Raw genomic sequence first — 14,443 nt, 5'->3', positions numbered from 1 at the left:
CAGTCTATTCAAAAAGATGACTTACAACATCTTCAATTTTGGAAACTTTAATGACCTTGATATGATATTCAGATTTTGGAAATTTATTCTGTTTGGAAACCATAATACTGGCAAAACCAAGTTTCTCGGCCTCAAGAATTCTTTGCTCTACACGGGTCACTGGTCGCACTTCACCGGCGAGGCCAATTTCAGCAGCAAAACAGATATCTTTTGGAAGTGCAATATCCTCGTTTGAAGACAGAATTGCAGCAACAACTGCGAGATCTATCGCCGGGTCATCCACACTAATACCGCCGGTAACATTCAGGAAAACGTCTTTCGCTCCCAGCCTGAAGCCAGCTCTTTTCTCCAGAACTGCCAGTAACATATTCAGTCTTTTAGCATTGTAACCGGTGGTAGAACGTTGTGGTGTCCCGTAGACAGCGGTGCTTACCAAAGCCTGGATCTCGATCATTAGTGGTCGCATCCCTTCCAATGTAGAAGCGATGGCTGTTCCACTTAGATCTTCATCATTCTTGGAAATAAGTATTTCTGAAGGGTTATTGACTTCCCGTAGTCCGCTGCCCTGCATCTCGTAAATGCCCAACTCATGGGTGCTTCCGAAGCGGTTTTTATGCGCTCTAAGGATCCTGTATACATGATTTCGATCTCCTTCAAACTGCAAAACGGTATCGACCATATGCTCCAGAACCTTTGGGCCGGCGATACTTCCTTCTTTCGTGATATGACCAATCAAAATGACCGGAGTATTACTTTCCTTAGCAAATTTTATAAGCTCGGCGGTGCATTCCCTGATCTGCGAAATACTTCCCGGAGCGCTTTCAATATAATCACTATGTAAGGTCTGGATCGAATCGATAATAACCACTTCAGGCTCGATCTCTTCTACCTGACGGAAGATATTCTGAGTTTTAGTTTCGGTAAGGATAAAACAATTGGCAGGATTAGGATCGATACGTTCAGCTCGCATCTTGATCTGCTGCTGACTTTCCTCTCCGGAAACGTATAAAACCTTGTATTTTAACTGCAGACTTATCTGAAGTAGTAGCGTACTTTTTCCAATTCCCGGTTCACCACCAAGCAAAGTAAGCGACCCCGGGACGAGACCACCTCCAAGTACACGATTTAATTCATTGTTACCAGTATTAAGGCGATCGTGTGGTGTCGTTTCAATTTCAGCAATAAGTAAAGGCCTAGCTAATTTTTTAGCTTCCTTACTGGCACTTGTTTTCCAATCTTTTTTTTCAGGTTTTGCGACAAGTTCTTCAACTATCGTATTCCAGTCGCCGCAACTGTTGCATTTCCCCTGCCATTTTGCGTATTGTGCACCACATTTCTGACAATAGAATGTTGTCTTTACCTTCGCCATTTCCTAAATTATATTCTGCTAATAACCGAAATCTTTTTTGATTGCATCTGCCTTCTCCAGCATATAATCTGCATCAAGAAATGCGATACTTTTTTGTCCGTAGGCATTTTGATACATACGCATTGCCTTTTTGGGATTGCCGGTTTCTTCTTCATGTCGGGCTTCGAAGAATGTTCCTAACATGGTTCCCGGATAATGATCAAAAGCAAGTTTATAAAGATCCTTATAGGCTTCCCAGTTTCGTGTTTTTTCAATAGCGTTATGAACAGCCATAAAATCGTTGATACTTATTTGTCTTTTAAGACCATAAAGCTCTTCGATCGATTCATATTTCTCGGTAAGATATTGGGTAGGAGAAATAGAAGTTTGCAGAAGTATCTCATTATAATCTTTGGTTGATATAGGGCGGTAGATCTCAAACATGCTTGAGATTGCCGAAGGTATGGCCTTGCCTACTAGCGAGTAGTGAGATTCCCCGGTAAATTCTTCGAATTTATAAGAAACCAGCTTGTTGTTGATATTTTTAAGTTGATTGTCAAAATTCGCAATGCCAGATTTTAGTGCAGGTATATCCTCGTTAGATGTAGCCAGATAGAACCATTTTTTGGATTCTGAAGTTTCTAAAGCATCTGTAACCCAGTTTGCTACTTCTGGAGCTAGATCTGGACTAAGATTAATATAGCCTTTAAAAATAGGCTCCTGTTTAAGGAGATAATAATTGATAAAATTAGCCGTAAAATCATGCCCTACGATCATTCGGAAATTTGCCGTTCTGTACTTTTGATCGAGGCTGGCGAGTAGTTCCATGCCAATAAATTCAAAAAACTTAGCGCCTTTATCTGCAGGAAGAGAATTTTCTCCGTAGGATGTATCTTCCATACGAATTCCATCTTGGTTGATTCCAACAACAATCATCTCAGGAATGTCTTTCCAGTAGGAATAATAATCTACCATACCAGCTACGGGTTCGAATAGGTAGTCTCCATCCAGAACGACCACTACCGGGTACCTCTTTTCTGAATTCTGTTCGTAATTTCTGGGAAGTTGGATTTTGATTTCTCTTTTCTCTCCTAGCTTTTGAGAGTTGACGGTCTCATGCAGGATCTGCGACCAGCTTACTAAAGGCAGAATGAGTGCCAATAGCAGGGTTAATAAACATTTCATAGGTGTAGTATTGATTCGGACAGGAAAGGTAAGTATTATTTCCTGTTATTAAAAAGCGGTAACAGGATAAATGATAGTCCGCCAAATAACAGAACCACAGCGGTTTGAGTTGCCCAGGAGATCCAGCCAAGCGCTTCAGCAGCATGTGATTCGATACCAAAGAACATCAGGATTCCCCCTACGGCTAAGGGATAAACGCCTATGCCTCCATTAGTTGCTGAAACAGCGAAACTTCCCACAACGAATGCAGCCAGAATGGTGCCTGGTGTAGCATCTGCAGTTTCAGGAACGCTTAGTTTTATTACGAAGAACATGCATAGATACATTGACCATATAAAAATGGTATGTGCTATAAAAGCCCATTTCTGGCGCATGTTCAGGATACTTCGCATCCCTTCCAGTAAGCCTTTTGCGAGCTTTTTTATTTTCTTAAAAGGTCCCCAGTTTGATCTTTTAATAACTGTAAGGCCTAAAACCCCAAGTCCTACCAATCCCAGAAATATTAGTAGGGTATTCATGGGTTTAATGTTCTGGTCATGCAGGTAGCCCAGAAGATCGTCGGTTTGTAAAATAAGCGCAACCCCAATAATGAGCATTAGGATAAGCAGATCAGCAACTCTTTCAGAAATGATAGTTCCAAAACCTTTTTCGAAAGGAACCTTTTCATAGGTAGTTAACGTGGCAGCGCGCAAAACTTCACCAGATCTTGGAATTCCGAAGTTGGCAAGATAGGCGACCATAACTGCCATGAATCGGTTTGGAAACTTGGTGTTGTAACCCATTGGTTCCAGCATAAATTTCCAACGATAAGCCCTGGAAAGATGCGAAAGAGTTCCCAGAACAAAAGAAACCGCTATCCAGAATTTGTTGGCATCAACGATACTCTGCCATAAGCTCTCACGTTCTTGAGCAGTTGAACTTTGTAATGAATACCATACCAAAAAAATCCCCAGAAATAAGGGGATACTAATTTTTAAAAACTTTTTGAATTTTTTGCTCAACGAACTATTTCAAAAGATTGGTTTCTTCATCAGGAAATACCAATGATGGTTTAAAGTTTTTAGCTTCTTCTATTTCCATAATTCCGTAAGCGATAATAATTAAAATATCATCCTTAGCAACTTTTCTAGCCGCTGCGCCGTTTAAAGTAATCTCTCCTGAATTTCTAGGGCCTGGAATTACGTAGGTTTCAAGACGTTCACCGTTGTTATTATTAACGATCTGCACCTTTTCACCTTCGATAATATTCGCCGCTTCCATCAAATCTTCATCGATAGTGATACTACCAATATAATTTAGATCTGCACCGGTTACTTTAACTCTGTGAATTTTGGATTTTACTACGTGAATCTGCATCATGAATTAATTGTTCAGAGCGATGTTATCGATGAGACGAATATCGTCTGCATATACTGCGATGAACGCCCTGTATTGTTTTTCTTTATCTTTGATTTCAATTTTTTGAAGACTATTAGCTTCAGCAATCATAAAATATTCCAGTTCCAGAACATCCTGATCTTGAAATGCCGTCTCAACCCAGTCTGTCACTTCTTTAGCACTTTTTGTGCCAAATAGCTCACTGGCAGTTTGTAGCGTTTTGTAAATAAAAGCTGCTTTCTGCCTGTTTGCATCAGTTAGACGTTCATTTCTTGACGACCTTGCAAGTCCACTATCCTCTCTTAAAATAGGGCAGCCAATGATTTCTACCGGTAATTTTGTAAGATCTGTAAGTTTGCGAATAATCTGTAATTGCTGGAAATCCTTCTCACCGAAAAAAGCCTTGTCAGGTTCAGTAGCTTCGAACAATTTTTTCACCACGGTACCAACACCATTAAAATGTCCATTTCTAAATTTTCCTTCCATGACGTTCTCCAAACCACCAAAATCAAATTGCTGGGAAACAATCTTACCATCATAAAGTTCAGTCGCATTAGGACTGAAAATCCATAGATTTTGGAATTTTGTCTTTAATAATGCGATATCCTGATCGAGATTTCTGGGATATTTTTCCAGATCTTCCGGATCGTCAAATTGAGTTGGATTTACAAAAATGGACACAACAACCTGGTCTGTTTGTTGCGTAGCGAATTGAACCAGGGATAGATGACCTTCGTGTAAAGCACCCATGGTTGGCACCAGTCCGATGCTCTTTTCTTCAGATTTCTTCTCGCGAATAGCCTCAAGTAAACGTCCTTTCTCCCTAAAAACCTGCATTTTATTTTAAAATTAACAGCGTGCAAACTTAATATATCTGTGGCAATCTGCATAAAATTTTGTAATTTTGCGTGTTTTTTATTCGGAAACGTAACTAAAGCAAAGAATATATGAAAGATAAGAGAGTGTTATACGTCTCGTCTGAAGTTATACCGTACTTACCTGAAACCGATATCTCATCTACTTCCTTTGAAGCTGCAAAAATGGTTAATAACCTTGGCGGACAGATAAGGATCTTTATGCCAAGATTCGGAAATATCAATGAAAGAAGGCATCAATTACATGAAGTGATTCGATTATCCGGGATGAACCTGGTAATCAATGATCTGGATATGCCTCTAATCATTAAAGTGGCTTCCATTCCAAAGGAAAGAATGCAGGTTTACTTTATTGATAATGAAGATTATTTTAAAAGGAAAGCAACCTTAACAGATGAAGATGGAAATCTCTTTTCTGATAATGACGAAAGAGCAATTTTCTTTGCAAAAGGGGTGATCGAAACAGTGAAAAAACTGAACTGGTCTCCAGACATCATTCATGTTCATGGATGGCTATCTTCTCTATTACCACTTTACCTTAGAAACTATTACGGGAATGAACCATTATTCCGTGATGCAAAAATTGTGACCTCCGTTTACAATCAAAGTTTCGATGGAACGTTAGATGAAGAACTACGTGAGAAAATTTTGTTTGATGGTTTTGAAAATGCAAACGTAAAGCATCTAAAAACTCCAAACTTCGTAAATATTTTGAAGACGGCAGTAGATAATTCAGATGCTGTAGTAATGGGTGGTGATGATGTGCCTGAAGAGTTGCAGGATTACATTAAGAAGCTCAATAAACCGGTTCTTCCTTATACCGAAAAAGAAAATTTCTCTCACGCGTATCAAGAATTTTATGACACTAAAGTATTGTCAGAATCGTAAGAAAAATTTTAAATGAGATTAAATAATTTATACAGAATAACAGTCTTTATGGCTGTTATTTCCGCTTTTGTAGGGTGTGACGAAGACTTTTCAGAAATAGGAGGAGAGATCATAACCAATCCTTCGAATGTCGAAGTTCGGGAGTTCAATGTGAATGCCTACACCAAAAAGCTTAATTCAGTACAAACCAATAACTCGTCCAATTTCTTTCTGGGCGTCACCAATCACGATCTGTACGGTAAATCTGTCGCTAGTATAGTTAGTGAGTTAAGATTATCTACTTTGGATCCGGATTTTGGCGACAATGTAGAACTTGATAGTGTGGTGCTTAAAATTCCTTATTATTCTTCGGAAGCAGCCACTTCAGATGATGATGAGGTAACATATGACCTGGATTCCATTTATGGAAATGGTTCTTTCAAATTATCTATTTTTGAGACGAACTTTTTACTGAATGACCTCGATCCTGATGCTGGTTTTGAATCGGCTCAGAGATATTATTCAGATCAAAAACAACTATTCGAGCAGAATATTGTAGGGCCAGCAATCTATGTAGAAGAAAATTTCGAGCCTTCGGCTTTAGCTTTCGACTCTTACGAAGTTGGTGAAGATGGAACCGATACTATCGCAAATACACCATCTTTCAGGATAAAACTTCCTACGGATTATTTCGAAACGAAGATTCTTGACAAGGAAGGTTCTTCGGAATTATCATCAAATACTGATTTCAAAAACTACTTCAGAAATATATATATTAAGGCTGAAGAGAATGGAACTGAAGGATCACAGATCTTCTTTAATCTGAATAATCAGGATGCTAAGATCACTTTATATTATCGTAGTGATCGTGAGGTAGATGATGAAATTGAAGAGGATGTTCGTGGAAGTTATACCTTGAATTTTGCTTCTGGAAACAGAGTGAATCTATTGGAAGGAGCATATCCATCTGATGTTTTACAGGAAATTGAGTCGCAATCTTCAGAAACTGGTGCTGAAAATCTTTATATTAAAGGACAGCAAGGGAGTATGGCGATTATAGAGCTTTTTCCGGATACATTGGTGCTTCAGGATCTAAGATCAGAAGATCTATTGATCAATGAAGCTACTCTGGAATTCTTTGTAAATCGTGATGTTTATGGAGGTGAAAATCCAGATAGACTATATTTGTATGATTTTACTAATAATGCTTTTCTTGGTGATTACGCGATAGATCTTTCGCTTAATGCCGCAGATCCTTCAACTAGTTTGACGACTTTTTCTAGTCCGTTGCAGGTCGAAGAAGGAGAAGATGGTTATTATTATACATTGAGGATTACTAACCATTTATCCAACATTCTGAATAATGATGGAGATAATGTAAAACTAGGACTTGTAGCAGTACCAAATATAAATACGGTGGTTTCAAGGTCAAGTCAGGGAGTAATTGCAGGTTCCTTAAATTCTGCAGTAAGAAATTCAGAAGAGCTTACCAGAATCCCTACGGGTTCTGTTTTAACTCCGGAAGGAACCGTATTGCACGGTAGCAATTCCGCAGATGAAAATAGGAGATTGAAATTGAGAATATATTATACCAACTATAATTAAGAAATATGTGTGGAATTGTTGGATACATAGGGCATAGAGAAGCTTACCCTATTGTTTTAAAAGGATTACAAAGACTGGAATATCGTGGATACGATAGCGCTGGTATTGCTCTATACGATGGTGAAGAGCTGAAGATGTGTAAAACAAAAGGTAAGGTAGCCGATCTAAAGCAGAAATTCGAAGAGGAAGTTACTACAAACGGAACTGTTGGAATTGGTCATACAAGATGGGCAACTCACGGCGAGCCAAATGACGTGAACTCTCACCCTCATTACTCAAATTCTGGTGACCTTGTTATTATACATAACGGGATTATTGAGAATTATGATTCTTTGAAAAAGGAATTGAAAAAACGTGGTTACACTTTTAAAAGTGATACAGATACTGAGGTATTGGTGAATCTTATCGAAGATGTGATCATAAACGAAAAAGTGAAATTAGGTAAGGCAGTTCAGATTGCTTTAAATCAAACTATAGGTGCCTATGCGATCGCTGTTTTTAATAAAACGAAGCCAGATGAAATTGTAGTTGCAAGACTAGGAAGTCCGTTGGCTATTGGAGTTGGAGAAGATGAGTTTTTCGTAGCATCAGATGCATCACCATTTCTAGAATTTACCAATAATGCGATCTACCTGGAAGATGGAGAGATGGCAGTTATTCGTAGAGACAAGGAGGTAAAAGTTAGAAAGATTCATGATGATTCACTAGTAGATCCTTATGTGCAGGAATTGCAAATGAACCTGGAGCAGATTGAAAAAGGTGGTTATGAGCATTTTATGCTGAAGGAAATTCATGAACAGCCAAATGCAATTAGCGATACCTATAGAGGTAGAATGCTTGTTGATCAAGGCATCATTAGAATGGCCGGGGTAGATGATAATATGGAGCGTATTGCGAATGCAAAACGTATCATTATTGTTGCTTGTGGTACATCATGGCATGCAGGACTGGTAGCGGAATATATTTTTGAAGATATCGCAAGAATCCCTGTAGAAGTAGAATACGCTTCAGAATTCAGATATAGAAATCCAGTGATTTCAGAAAACGATGTGGTTATTTCCATATCGCAAAGTGGTGAAACTGCAGATACGATGGCAGCTATTAAGCTAGCCAAGGAAAAAGGAGCTTTTACCTTTGGAGTTTGTAACGTTGTAGGATCTTCAATTTCAAGAGAAACTCACGCAGGAGCTTATACGCATGCTGGACCAGAAATTGGAGTAGCTTCCACAAAGGCATTTACAACTCAAATAACAGTACTTACATTAATGGCTCTTAAGCTTGGAAAGTTTAAGGGGACCATTTCTCATAGCGATTTCCAATTCCATTTACAGGAATTGGAGCGAATTCCGGAGAAAGTTAAAGAGGCACTTAAGTCTGATGAACTTATCCAGGAGATTGCGGCTAAATACAAAGATGCTCCAAACTGTCTTTATTTAGGTAGAGGATATAATTTCCCTGTAGCACTTGAAGGAGCTTTAAAGCTTAAAGAAATTTCTTATATCCACGCTGAAGGTTATCCTGCAGCAGAGATGAAGCATGGACCAATCGCATTGATCGATGAGCAAATGCCAGTTGTAGTGATCGCTACTAAGAAAGGACATTACGAAAAAGTAGTGAGTAACATACAGGAGATCAAGTCCAGAAAAGGAAAGATCATTGGTATTGTGACTAAAGGAGATGAAGAAGTTAGAGATCTTGCAGATTATGTGATCGAAGTTCCAGAAACGATGGAATCACTTACTCCGTTGCTTACAACGATCCCATTGCAGTTATTATCCTATCATATTGCAGTATTGCTCGGTAAAAATGTGGATCAACCACGTAACCTAGCAAAGTCTGTTACTGTAGAATAATAATTATTGACATATTTGATAAAAAAGCCTCTTCGATCGAAGAGGTTTTTTCGTTTTGATAAGATTCTTAGCACGGTTCAACGTTGAAAATTCAGACATTTTCAAAACATTAAAAACTTCTCTTTATTTCAATCTGTTTTTTCAGAGAAAAATTTATCTTTGCACCCTGAAAATGACCTATTTCTGATTTATCAATTTTGAAATCAAGCGAGTAGGTATTTGAATTTTACGTAATAAAATTAAAAGAATTAGATAAATGTCTAAAGTCACAGGTAAAGTTGCCCAGATTATTGGTCCTGTAGTTGACGTTGTGTTCGACTCAGAAAACGCTGAACTGCCAAAGATCTACGATTCTTTGGAAATCGCCAGAAAAGATGGTTCTACTTTAGTTCTTGAAGTACAATCACATATTGGAGAAGATACTGTAAGAACGATCTCTATGGACTCTACTGACGGTCTAAGCCGTGGTGTTGATGTTCTTAATACCGGAAATCCTATTCAAATGCCAGTTGGTAAAGATGTTTACGGACGTCTTTTCAACGTTATTGGTGATGCGATTGATGGTCTTGGAAACTTGCCAAAAGCAGGTGTAGATGGATTGCCAATTCACCGCCAGGCGCCAAAATTCGAAGATTTATCTGTGTCTACTGAAGTTCTGTTTACCGGAATTAAAGTAATTGACCTTATCGAACCTTATTCTAAAGGTGGTAAGATTGGACTTTTTGGAGGTGCAGGAGTTGGAAAAACAGTACTTATCCAGGAATTAATTAATAACATCGCTAAAGGTCACGGTGGACTTTCTGTTTTTGCAGGAGTTGGTGAACGTACTCGTGAAGGAAATGACCTTCTTAGAGAGATGTTAGAGTCTGGGATTATCAAGTACGGTGACGATTTCATGCATTCTATGGAAGAAGGCGGATGGGATCTTCAGAAAGTAGATAAAGAAGTAATGAAGGATTCTAAAGCAACCTTCGTATTTGGACAAATGAACGAACCACCTGGAGCACGTGCACGTGTTGCCCTTTCTGGTCTTACAATTGCGGAATATTTCCGTGATGGAGCTGGAGAAGGTCAGGGGAAAGACGTTCTTTTCTTCGTAGATAACATTTTCCGTTTTACACAGGCTGGTTCAGAGGTGTCTGCACTTCTTGGGCGTATGCCATCAGCAGTAGGGTATCAGCCAACGCTAGCAACCGAGATGGGTGCGATGCAGGAGCGAATTACTTCTACTAAAAACGGATCTATTACATCTGTACAGGCGGTTTATGTACCTGCAGATGACCTTACCGATCCAGCACCGGCAACAACATTTGCCCACCTGGATGCTACAACGGTACTTTCTCGTAAGATTGCTGAGTTAGGTATTTATCCTGCGGTAGATCCTTTGGATTCTACTTCAAGGATCCTTACTCCAGATATCTTAGGAAATGAGCATTATGATTGTGCACAAAGAGTAAAGGAGCTTTTACAGAGATATAAAGAGCTTCAGGATATTATTGCTATTCTTGGTATGGAAGAACTTTCCGAAGAAGATAAGCTTGCAGTATCCAGAGCAAGACGTGTTCAACGTTTCCTTTCTCAGCCATTTCACGTAGCAGAGCAGTTTACTGGTCTTAAAGGTGTGCTTGTAGATATTAAAGATACCATCAAAGGTTTTAACATGATCATGGATGGAGAGCTTGATAAGTATCCGGAAGCGGCCTTTAACCTTAAAGGAACCATTGAGGAAGCGATCGAAGCTGGTGAGAAAATGCTTGCTGAAAACTAAAATTAGTTAAATGTATTTAGAGATAGTTACTCCAGAGGCGGTAGTATTCAGAGCTAAAGTAGATGCTGTGAAAGTTCCAGGAAATGATGGTGAATTTCAAATGCTGAACAATCACGCACCTATCGTATCTGTTCTTACTGAAGGTGATGTAAAGATCGACCTTGCAGCCGGAAGCACGAACGAGATCAAAGCTAAGGATCAGTCGGCTTTTAGAACGGAAGGAAACAATACTGAAGTTTTGTTCTACACCATTAAAGGTGGAGTTCTTGAAATGAAGGATAATAAAGCTATTATTTTAGCCGATTAATATTCTCATTCTTATAAAATTAAAAGCCTTTCATTTCTGAAAGGCTTTTTTTATGAGCATTATTGAACTGCTAATTATTTAGATTCCAGCCATTTCTTTCGGTTCTTTAATTGTTCTTTCGAAGCATTCTCAGATAACGTAATTTTGTAATCAGGATCTGCTGAAAGTTCTATGGAAGTAGTTTTGGTTTCTCCAAATCGCTGATATTCGAGGCTTATCTTTTCACCTTCAGCAGTACCAGCAATCACTTCTTCCATTTCTTTTGAAGTATTTACTGGAGTTCCATTTGCTGATGTGATCAAATCTCCTTCGTTCAGGCAAGCTTCGTAGGCAGGACTTCCTATTACAGTATTCCGACTAATTTGCAATCCGTTCTCAGTTTCACGGAAACTAGCTCCAAAATGATTATTTTTACTGTCCTGAGTGATGCTCACACCTACATGATCGAACAATTTTCTATAATCTGGTTTTTCAGCAGATCGTATATGTTTTGCGAAGAAATTATCTGAGAATTCTTTGCCCGCATATGCTGTAAGTGTATTTTCAATATCCTCTGTATCGTAAGCAACTTCATTCTTGCCATACTTATGCCACATCATTTTCATAAAGTCATCGAGATTCAGACCTTCTTCTCTTAAAGAAAGATCCAGTGCAAGACCAAGGATACTTCCGTAGGAATAATAGGAGATAAAGGTGTTTTCACGATTCACAGGATCTACAGACTTTGCCGCATCTACAAATGGAGCCTGCATGCTCATTTCCATAGGATTGAAATATCGGGTAGCTGGAGAATTCCAGACATAATTAAAAGTCCCGGAAAGCCCTTCGATATATTCTTTTTCTGAAGTGATGCCTGCACGATGTAGAATTAACCCGGTATAATAACTTGTGAAACCTTCAGCAAACCATAAGTTTCGGCTCATATTTACTTCAGAAAAACTGAAGGGTTCCAGATCCGCAGGGCGAATACGCTCCACATTCCATCCATGGAAAAATTCATGAGCTGCGGTGCCAATATTGCCTTTCATTCCACCATCTGCCAGAGCATCTGTCTTTGTAAGAATCGTACTGTTACGATGTTCCATTCCGTCGCCGCTGGCATTTGGCATATAGCAAGCCAGGAAAGTATATCTCCCGTAATCATAATCTGGTAATTCACCGAAAACGGCTGCTTCCTGTTCTACGATCGCTTTAATCTGCTCGAAATATTGATCAAGTTCAGCTTCAGTTCCCTGGTGGTGAAGAACAAATTCGATTTTCTGACCGTCATGCTCGAAACTTCTGATTTGATGATCGCTGATCTCTATCGGGCTATCCATAAAATAATACAGATCTGGCGCCTTAAAAGTTTTCTCATTGATCTTCTCAAGCTGTGTAGCGATCTTCCAGTCTGGTTGATCCTGAAGATCGATCTGTAACTCAATATCACGATCTTTCAATTCTTCGGAATACATGAAGGTTGCTGGAATATTTAAATGAGCATGACTGGCATCAACCTGAGAATAGGTGCCATCACCGCGATTCGCGTATAGTATATACTCTATGGAAATAGTGCCATCTGTATTCTTAACCGTCCAGGAATAAGGATCTTCTCTTGTGATTTCTAATTCTTTTCCCTCACTATTAAAAGCTTTGAAACCGTACACATTTTTGGCAAACTCATGCAGGGCGTATCTACCAGGAGAAGTACGGCTCATTCGTACAGTTAGTTCCTGTGATTTTATCTTCGGAAATGTTACTTCTATTTTTGCTTCATGATGAACAGCATTGCTGAAGGAAATTTTATAAGTGTTTACCTGTGAAGTCGCTGCCATGGAAGTTAATAGCAGTAACAATAATAATGATCGCATAAATTGAAAAATTTTAGGTAGCTAAATTTAAGAGAATAAGTTAGAAGTTTTCTAATCTGGCAAATATTCCAGAATATCCCCGGGTTGGCAATCCAGAGCCTGGCAAATAGCTTCAAGTGTGGAAAACCGAACAGCTTTGGCTTTACCAGTTTTAAGGATAGAGAGGTTTGCCGTAGTGATCCCAACCATTTCAGCCAGTTCATTGCTTTTCATACCTCTTTCTTCCAGAATCCGATCCAGATTGATGATAATGGCCATTCTTAAACGGTTAGTTTGTTCTCTTCCATCAATTGATTTCCCTCTTTAAAAATTTCAGCAAAGATAAAAGCCAACAGGGCAATGATTAGAAAATCAAAATCAAGATGAAAACCACTTACATGATAATTGTCGAAATCCCACATTGTAATCCATGACAGTCCGGAAATAATAAGACAATAAATTCCTATCCTTTGGAATGCCTGCACATTGGTGGTTTTAAAGGTTTCTAGATTTTCTACTGACTTTAAAACATTTTGAAATTGTTTTATAGCTAGGTACATGAGAAGAATTATTCCTGCAAATCTTAGATAATTGAAATATAGCGAAGCTGTATTCCAATCGGTCATATAGATAACATCCTCATCTGGAACTTCTTCTCCTATTACTTTCTGGAATTTTATAGAATTGCCTTTTATCGGTTTGTCTGCATGCCATCCATTATAAAAATCGCGATCTACTTGAAAGTGGATAAAAACAATCGTGAGAATAACTAAGACAAGAATGAAAGCTCCGTTAAGCAATTGACAGAGAAAAGCTGCGGTTTTAAGTAGGCTATTTTTACTCATGATATTTATACTTAGATAGTTAATTCATTTTCCTTCAATAAACTGGCGCTATTTTTAAAGATTTTACTCAAATAAATAAGAAATAAACCAATTGATATTACCAGCCAAGGACTTCCAAGATCATTTTCAATAGAAAGACCTATTTCTAATCTGTTATCAAAAATGAATACAGTGAAGAATTCCGCTACTATCTGTAGAATAACTAACCCAATTATTAATTTTCCTGCGAGGCTTAATCCAGAAATTTGGAGTTTCGTATACAACCTTTCTTTTTCAAAGTCTTTAATTAACTTTTTCAAAATATATACTGATGAAAATAAAATTGATGTATAAATAATCTCAAGAGTGAAGAAAACTATTGCAGCTGCTGTTGACTCTTCGTTCTCAACGATGGTAATATAATCTAGGGAGCTAAGTTTTACGCTTCCACCTAAAAGAAAATATATATAACATAGACTGGTTATAATTAGTTTAAGTAAAAGAAGAATGTAGGAAATGTTGATTATCGTTTTTAGGAATTTTGGCGGCTTCATCTATAGGTAATTATCGTTTTACGATAACAAACATATACTAAATTATCGATT

Annotated in this window: 14 protein-coding genes; 5 read left to right on the top strand and 9 right to left on the bottom strand. The window is 38.3% G+C overall.

Going from position 1 to position 14,443, the window contains the following annotated elements:
* Positions 1–4 precede the first annotated feature (4 nt).
* Genes radA through panC form a run of 5 tightly spaced genes read right to left on the bottom strand, consistent with a single transcriptional unit; the run spans position 5 to position 4,747 of the window.
* Positions 5–1,369: a DNA repair protein RadA gene (radA, locus tag JM79_RS15550; RefSeq protein WP_141879035.1), complete on the bottom strand. Its 1,365-nt coding sequence runs from the start codon at positions 1,367–1,369 to the stop codon at positions 5–7.
* Positions 1,370–1,387: 18 nt separating this feature from the next.
* Positions 1,388–2,533: an alpha/beta hydrolase-fold protein gene (locus JM79_RS15545; protein WP_141879034.1), complete on the bottom strand. Its 1,146-nt coding sequence runs from the start codon at positions 2,531–2,533 to the stop codon at positions 1,388–1,390.
* 35 nt (positions 2,534–2,568) lie between these two features.
* The gene (locus JM79_RS15540) at positions 2,569–3,534 is read right to left on the bottom strand and encodes a lysylphosphatidylglycerol synthase transmembrane domain-containing protein (protein ID WP_141879033.1); all 966 of its coding nucleotides are present in this window, start codon (positions 3,532–3,534) and stop codon (positions 2,569–2,571) included.
* A gap of 4 nt (positions 3,535–3,538) precedes the next feature.
* Positions 3,539–3,889, bottom strand: a complete 351-nt coding sequence (gene panD / locus JM79_RS15535) for an aspartate 1-decarboxylase (RefSeq protein ID WP_141879264.1) — start codon at positions 3,887–3,889, stop codon at positions 3,539–3,541.
* A gap of 6 nt (positions 3,890–3,895) precedes the next feature.
* Positions 3,896–4,747, bottom strand: coding sequence for a pantoate--beta-alanine ligase (panC, locus tag JM79_RS15530; RefSeq protein ID WP_141879032.1), 852 nt, complete (start codon positions 4,745–4,747; stop codon positions 3,896–3,898).
* Positions 4,748–4,857: 110 nt separating this feature from the next.
* Between panC and JM79_RS15525 the strand changes: the two genes are divergently transcribed.
* The 5 genes from JM79_RS15525 (at position 4,858) to JM79_RS15505 (ending at position 11,185) form a co-directional block, all read left to right on the top strand.
* Positions 4,858–5,673: a glycogen/starch synthase gene (locus JM79_RS15525; RefSeq protein ID WP_141879031.1), complete on the top strand. Its 816-nt coding sequence runs from the start codon at positions 4,858–4,860 to the stop codon at positions 5,671–5,673.
* 48 nt (positions 5,674–5,721) lie between these two features.
* A complete protein-coding gene (locus JM79_RS15520) occupies positions 5,722–7,257 on the top strand; it encodes a DUF4270 domain-containing protein (protein WP_185739516.1) in 1,536 nt (511 codons plus the stop codon).
* Positions 7,258–7,262: 5 nt separating this feature from the next.
* Positions 7,263–9,110 carry a glutamine--fructose-6-phosphate transaminase (isomerizing) gene (glmS, locus tag JM79_RS15515; RefSeq protein ID WP_141879029.1) on the top strand — a complete coding sequence of 616 codons (1,848 nt, stop codon included), beginning with the start codon at positions 7,263–7,265 and terminating at the stop codon, positions 9,108–9,110.
* Between the two features lie 256 nt (positions 9,111–9,366).
* Positions 9,367–10,878: a F0F1 ATP synthase subunit beta gene (atpD, locus tag JM79_RS15510; RefSeq protein ID WP_141879028.1), complete on the top strand. Its 1,512-nt coding sequence runs from the start codon at positions 9,367–9,369 to the stop codon at positions 10,876–10,878.
* Between the two features lie 10 nt (positions 10,879–10,888).
* The gene (locus JM79_RS15505; RefSeq protein WP_141879027.1) at positions 10,889–11,185 is read left to right on the top strand and encodes a F0F1 ATP synthase subunit epsilon; all 297 of its coding nucleotides are present in this window, start codon (positions 10,889–10,891) and stop codon (positions 11,183–11,185) included.
* A gap of 74 nt (positions 11,186–11,259) precedes the next feature.
* Here JM79_RS15505 and JM79_RS15500 read toward each other — a convergent pair whose 3' ends face one another.
* Genes JM79_RS15500 through JM79_RS15485 form a run of 4 tightly spaced genes read right to left on the bottom strand, consistent with a single transcriptional unit; the run spans position 11,260 to position 14,392 of the window.
* Entirely contained in the window at positions 11,260–13,035 is a 1,776-nt protein-coding gene (locus tag JM79_RS15500; protein ID WP_141879026.1) for a PDZ domain-containing protein, read from the bottom strand.
* A gap of 51 nt (positions 13,036–13,086) precedes the next feature.
* A complete protein-coding gene (locus JM79_RS15495) occupies positions 13,087–13,293 on the bottom strand; it encodes a helix-turn-helix transcriptional regulator (protein WP_141879025.1) in 207 nt (68 codons plus the stop codon).
* A 2-nt stretch (positions 13,294–13,295) separates the two neighbouring features.
* Positions 13,296–13,859 (bottom strand): DUF2975 domain-containing protein, encoded by a 564-nt coding sequence (locus JM79_RS15490; protein WP_141879024.1) that lies wholly within the window; start codon positions 13,857–13,859, stop codon positions 13,296–13,298.
* A gap of 11 nt (positions 13,860–13,870) precedes the next feature.
* A complete protein-coding gene (locus tag JM79_RS15485; RefSeq protein WP_141879023.1) occupies positions 13,871–14,392 on the bottom strand; it encodes a DUF2975 domain-containing protein in 522 nt (173 codons plus the stop codon).
* Positions 14,393–14,443: the final 51 nt, after the last annotated feature.

The organism is Gramella sp. Hel_I_59 (assembly GCF_006714895.1).
In the GTDB taxonomy this organism is placed as follows: Bacteria; Bacteroidota; Bacteroidia; order Flavobacteriales; family Flavobacteriaceae; genus Christiangramia.
Note: the sequence above shows the minus strand (reverse complement) of the source record. Positions and strands in the feature narration are given on the sequence as shown.

Excerpts from the sequence above, each read along its gene's own strand:
- glmS (WP_141879029.1), top strand. The coding sequence starts at position 7,263 with ATGTGTGGAATTGTTGGATACATAGGGCATAGAGAAGCTTACCCTATT.
- radA (WP_141879035.1), bottom strand. The coding sequence starts at position 1,369 with ATGGCGAAGGTAAAGACAACATTCTATTGTCAGAAATGTGGTGCACAA.
- panC (WP_141879032.1), bottom strand. The coding sequence starts at position 4,747 with ATGCAGGTTTTTAGGGAGAAAGGACGTTTACTTGAGGCTATTCGCGAG.
- JM79_RS15495 (WP_141879025.1), bottom strand. The coding sequence starts at position 13,293 with ATGGCCATTATCATCAATCTGGATCGGATTCTGGAAGAAAGAGGTATG.
- JM79_RS15505 (WP_141879027.1), top strand. The coding sequence starts at position 10,889 with ATGTATTTAGAGATAGTTACTCCAGAGGCGGTAGTATTCAGAGCTAAA.
- JM79_RS15485 (WP_141879023.1), bottom strand. The coding sequence starts at position 14,392 with ATGAAGCCGCCAAAATTCCTAAAAACGATAATCAACATTTCCTACATT.
- JM79_RS15545 (WP_141879034.1), bottom strand. The coding sequence starts at position 2,533 with ATGAAATGTTTATTAACCCTGCTATTGGCACTCATTCTGCCTTTAGTA.
- JM79_RS15490 (WP_141879024.1), bottom strand. The coding sequence starts at position 13,859 with ATGAGTAAAAATAGCCTACTTAAAACCGCAGCTTTTCTCTGTCAATTG.
- JM79_RS15525 (WP_141879031.1), top strand. The coding sequence starts at position 4,858 with ATGAAAGATAAGAGAGTGTTATACGTCTCGTCTGAAGTTATACCGTAC.
- JM79_RS15520 (WP_185739516.1), top strand. The coding sequence starts at position 5,722 with ATGGCTGTTATTTCCGCTTTTGTAGGGTGTGACGAAGACTTTTCAGAA.
- panD (WP_141879264.1), bottom strand. The coding sequence starts at position 3,889 with ATGCAGATTCACGTAGTAAAATCCAAAATTCACAGAGTTAAAGTAACC.
- JM79_RS15500 (WP_141879026.1), bottom strand. The coding sequence starts at position 13,035 with ATGCGATCATTATTATTGTTACTGCTATTAACTTCCATGGCAGCGACT.
- atpD (WP_141879028.1), top strand. The coding sequence starts at position 9,367 with ATGTCTAAAGTCACAGGTAAAGTTGCCCAGATTATTGGTCCTGTAGTT.